The sequence below is a fragment of the Streptomyces sp. SPB074 genome, assembly GCF_000154905.1.
GTDB lineage: Bacteria > Actinomycetota > Actinomycetes > Streptomycetales > Streptomycetaceae > Streptomyces.
Genome location: NZ_GG770539.1, coordinates 5,340,246 through 5,344,140 on the forward strand (window position 1 = coordinate 5,340,246; position 3,895 = coordinate 5,344,140).

2 protein-coding genes and 1 pseudogene are annotated in these 3,895 nt (G+C 76.5%); 1 reads left to right on the forward strand and 2 read right to left on the reverse strand.

Annotated features, from left to right (window positions below):
- Positions 1–21: 21 nt before the first annotated feature.
- Positions 22–1,206: a hypothetical protein gene (locus tag SSBG_RS22650; RefSeq protein WP_037870437.1), complete on the reverse strand. Its 1,185-nt coding sequence runs from the start codon at positions 1,204–1,206 to the stop codon at positions 22–24.
- A gap of 196 nt (positions 1,207–1,402) precedes the next feature.
- On the opposite strand from SSBG_RS22650, the gene SSBG_RS22655 reads away from it, so the two are divergent.
- The gene (locus SSBG_RS22655; RefSeq protein ID WP_037870439.1) at positions 1,403–2,380 is read left to right on the forward strand and encodes a carbohydrate kinase family protein; all 978 of its coding nucleotides are present in this window, start codon (positions 1,403–1,405) and stop codon (positions 2,378–2,380) included.
- A gap of 75 nt (positions 2,381–2,455) precedes the next feature.
- Here SSBG_RS22655 and SSBG_RS22660 read toward each other — a convergent pair.
- Positions 2,456–3,878: pseudogene (locus tag SSBG_RS22660) on the reverse strand (cysteine desulfurase/sulfurtransferase TusA family protein).
- Between the last annotated feature and the right edge of the window lie 17 nt (positions 3,879–3,895).

Below are 3,895 nucleotides of genomic sequence, written 5' to 3' on the forward strand. Positions count from 1 at the left end.
GCGTCCGCCCCGGCCGCCGGCTCAGGCCGCCGGGACCTCCTCGCCCGCCGTCGTCACGACGGTCCGCTCCCCGAGCGGCCGGTCGAGGGTCACCGAGCGGGTCAGCTCCTTCGCCATCAGCACGCACACCTTCCCCGGCTCCTTCTCCTCCGTGAGGTGGACGCGCACCCGCCCGCCCCCCTCCTCCGCGTGCGCCCGATAGCGGGCGCAGACGCCGCCGGTGAAGCGGAGGCTCAGTTTCCGCCCGGCCACCGCGTACGAGACGGGCGGCACCGAACCGCGCGCCGTGCCCGGCCCCGCCGAGCCCGCGCCGCCCGGGTGCCGGGGGGCGCCCGAGCCCAGGTGCTCCTCGTCGATCGCGGTCTGTGCGAGCGTCGCGGTGCGCGCGTCGACGGAGAAGAGCCAGGCGGGTACGAGGACGGGCCGCCCCTCGCGCGTGCGCGCCGCGAGCCCGAAGCGCGCCCGCGTGAGGGGAACGGCCTTCCCGTCCTTCCCCGCGCCCTCGTTGAGCGCGGCGAGCGCCTCGGCGGCGGAGCGCACCGGGTACCGCTGCGCACCGGCGCTACGGGGCAGTTCCAGCCGCCCCGCGCCGCCCACGACGGTGCCGCCCGCCGCCACCCGGAGCCGCGTGGACCAGCCGTCCGTGGGCAGCCCCGCGACCTCCGGATCGACCTGCACGACCCGGCGCGCACCCTGGACCTCGTCACCGCGCGCGGGGGCGTCCGCGAGCCCCAGCGCGGCGAGGACCGGGCGCGCGGCCCGGCGCGCCTCGGCCTCGCCGGGTGCCGAACACCCCTTCCTGTCGACGCACTTGTCGTCGGTGGCGGTGTAGCTCCACGAGCCGGGCGCCTGCCGGGCGATCGTCAGCCCGGCCGCGCGCCACTCGCCGCCCTCGGCCCGTACGTCCCCCGCGACCCCGAGCGCCCGCGCCAGGCGCTCCGCCCGCGCGTGCGAGACGCTCCCCGTCGCGGCGTAGACCCCCGCCTTCTCCGGCCCCTTCGGCAGGGCCCCCGCCGCCCGGTACCGCACGCCGTGCGGGTCCGGCTCACCGGGCGCGATCCCGGGCGGCGACTCGCCCGCGCTCCCGGCCGGCGACCCGCTCGCGCTCACGCTCCCGGCCGGCGTCGCGTCCCCGTTCCCCCCGCACCCCGCGACGAACAGCCCGGCCCCGACGACCCCCACGACCACCCGAGACCTCATGCTCATGCCAACTCCAACCCTCGACGGCGACGGAACACCCCTCTGACGCCCCACCACCCCATCCGGTTCCCTCCCCGCCCCGGCGCCTCCCGCGCTTGAGGAGCGGGAGTTCGGGGCAGAGCCCGGTGAGGCCCGCCCGGCGCAGGGCCCTCCCGCGCCGGATACCGTGAACCCGTCCCTCCCGCCCCGACCAGGAGTGCCCGTGCGGATCGCAGTCACCGGCTCCATCGCCACCGACCACCTCATGACCTTCCCCGGCCGTTTCGCCGACCAGCTCGTCGCCGACCAGCTGCACACGGTCTCCCTGTCCTTCCTCGTCGACAACCTCGACGTCCGGCGGGGCGGGGTAGGCGCCAACATCGCCTTCGGCATGGGCCAGCTCGGTACCGCGCCGATCCTCGTGGGCGCCGCGGGCCCCGACTTCGACGACTACCGCGCCTGGCTCGACCGCCACGGCGTGGACACCGCCTCCGTCCGTATCTCGGAGGTCCTGCACACCGCCCGCTTCGTCTGCACGACGGACGCCGACCACAACCAGATCGGCTCCTTCTACACGGGCGCGATGAGCGAGGCCCGCCTCATCGAGCTCCAGGCCGTCGCCGAGCGCGTCGGCGGGCTCGACCTCGTCACCATCGGCGCCGACGACCCCGAGGCGATGCTCCGCCACACGGAGGAGTGCCGCGGCCGGGGCATCCCCTTCGCCGCCGACTTCTCCCAGCAGATCGCGCGCATGGAGGGCGAGGAGATCCGCACGCTCCTCGACGGCGCCACGTACCTCTTCTCGAACGAGTACGAGAAGGGCCTCATCGAGTCGAAGACCGGCTGGACGGACGCCGAGATCCTCGGCCGCGTCGGCCACCGGGTCACGACGCTCGGCGCGGACGGCGTGCGCATCGAGCGGGCGGGGGACCAGCCCATCGAGGTCGGTGTCCCCGAGGAGCGCCGCAAGGCCGACCCGACCGGTGTCGGCGACGCCTTCCGGGCCGGGTTCCTGTCGGGTCTGTCCTGGGGCGTGAGCCTGGAACGGGCGGCGCAGGTCGGCTGTATGCTCGCGACGCTCGTCATCGAGACGGTCGGGACGCAGGAGTACCAGCTGGAGCGGACCGGCTTCATGGAGCGGTTCACCAAGCGGTACGGCTCCGAGGCCGCGGACGAGGTCCGGGGGCACCTGGCGGGCTGAGGCGAGCCCGGTCGCGGGAGGCGCCGGGGGCCGCCCCCGCGCCTCCCGAGCCGGAGCGGCCCGGCCCCCGGCGGCTCAGCCCGTCCTGCGCACCCGGTACGCCGTCCCCTCGCGCCCCACGTACTCCTGACCCCGCATCTCGCACCACGCCGGGATGTCCAGGGCCGCCGCCTCGTCGTCCGACAGGACGGTGACCGTGGCGCCGACGGGAACGCCGGGGAAGACCTTCGCGAGCTCGATCACCGGGATCGGACACCGTTTGCCGAGAGCGTCCACGACGAGCGGCGCGGGCGAGGGGGCGGCTGGCGCCTCGGGGGAGGCGGCGGCGGGCGGCGCGGGCGAGGGGAGGGCGGGCGGCTCCTCGTCCACCGGGGCGCCGAGCTGTTCCCGTACCCCCGCCACCACCCCCGGCAGCACCTCCAGGAAGCGGTCCACGTCCGCCGCGCGCACGTCCACGGGGAGCGAGACGCGTACGTTGCCCTCGCTCAGGACACCCATCGCGCGCAGGACATGGCTCGGCGTCAGCGCCGAACTCGTGCAGGACGAACCGGACGAGACGGAGAAACCGGCCCAGGTCCAGCGCGCTGAGCACGCTCTCGCCGTCCACGTAGAGGCAGGAGAAGGTGAGCAGGTGCGGCAGCCGCCGCTCCGGATCGCCCACCACCTCGGTACGGGGCACGAGCCGCGGCACCCGCTCCCGCAGCCGCTCCGTGAGCGCGCGCAACTCCCCGGCCCGCGCCACCGCCTCGGCACGCGCCGCGCGCAGCGAGGCAGCCGCCGCGACGATCGCGGGCAGGTTCTCGAAACCGGGGGACCGACCGTTCTCCCTCTCGTCGGCGGGCCCGGCCGGCGCGAAGCGGGTGCCCTTGCGCACGACGAGCAGCCCGACCCCCGGCGGGCCGCCCCACTTGTGCGCGCTCGCGGCGAGCAGCGACCACGCCCCCGCCACCGGCCCCCACAGCAGCGACTGCGCCGCGTCCACGAGCAGCGGCACCCCGGCCGCGCGGCACTCCCCGGCCACCTCGGCGACCGGCTGCACCGTCCCCACCTCGTGGTTCGCCGACTGGAGCACGGCGAGCGCGGTGTCCGGACGGAGCGCCGCGGCGTACGCGCCCGGCTCGACGGCCCCGGTACGGGACACACCGACCTCCGTCACCTCACCACCCGTACGTGTGTGCGCCTCGGCGGCGTGCAGTACGGAGGAGTGCTCGACCGCCGAGACCACGAGATGGCCGCCCACACGCCGCCGCCCCGCGAGCGCCCCGGCGATCCCGGCGTGGACCGCGCGGGTGCCCGAGGGGGTGAAGACCAGTTCGTCCGGGCGGCAGCCCACCGCCTCGGCCGCCGTCTCGCGGGCCGCGTCCAGGAGCAGCCGGGCGCGCCTGCCCTCCCGGTAGAGCCGGGCCGGATCGGCCCAGCCCTCGTCGAGCGCGGCGAGCAGCGCCTGCCGGGCGACCGGGTGCAGCGGGGCGGCCGAGGCCACGTCGAAGTAGGACACGGCCCCCATTCTCCCCG

What these genes read in the sequence shown, in the direction of transcription:
- SSBG_RS22650 (WP_037870437.1), bottom strand. Translation starts at nt 1,206, where the DNA reads ATGAGCATGAGGTCTCGGGTGGTCGTGGGGGTCGTCGGGGCCGGGCTG.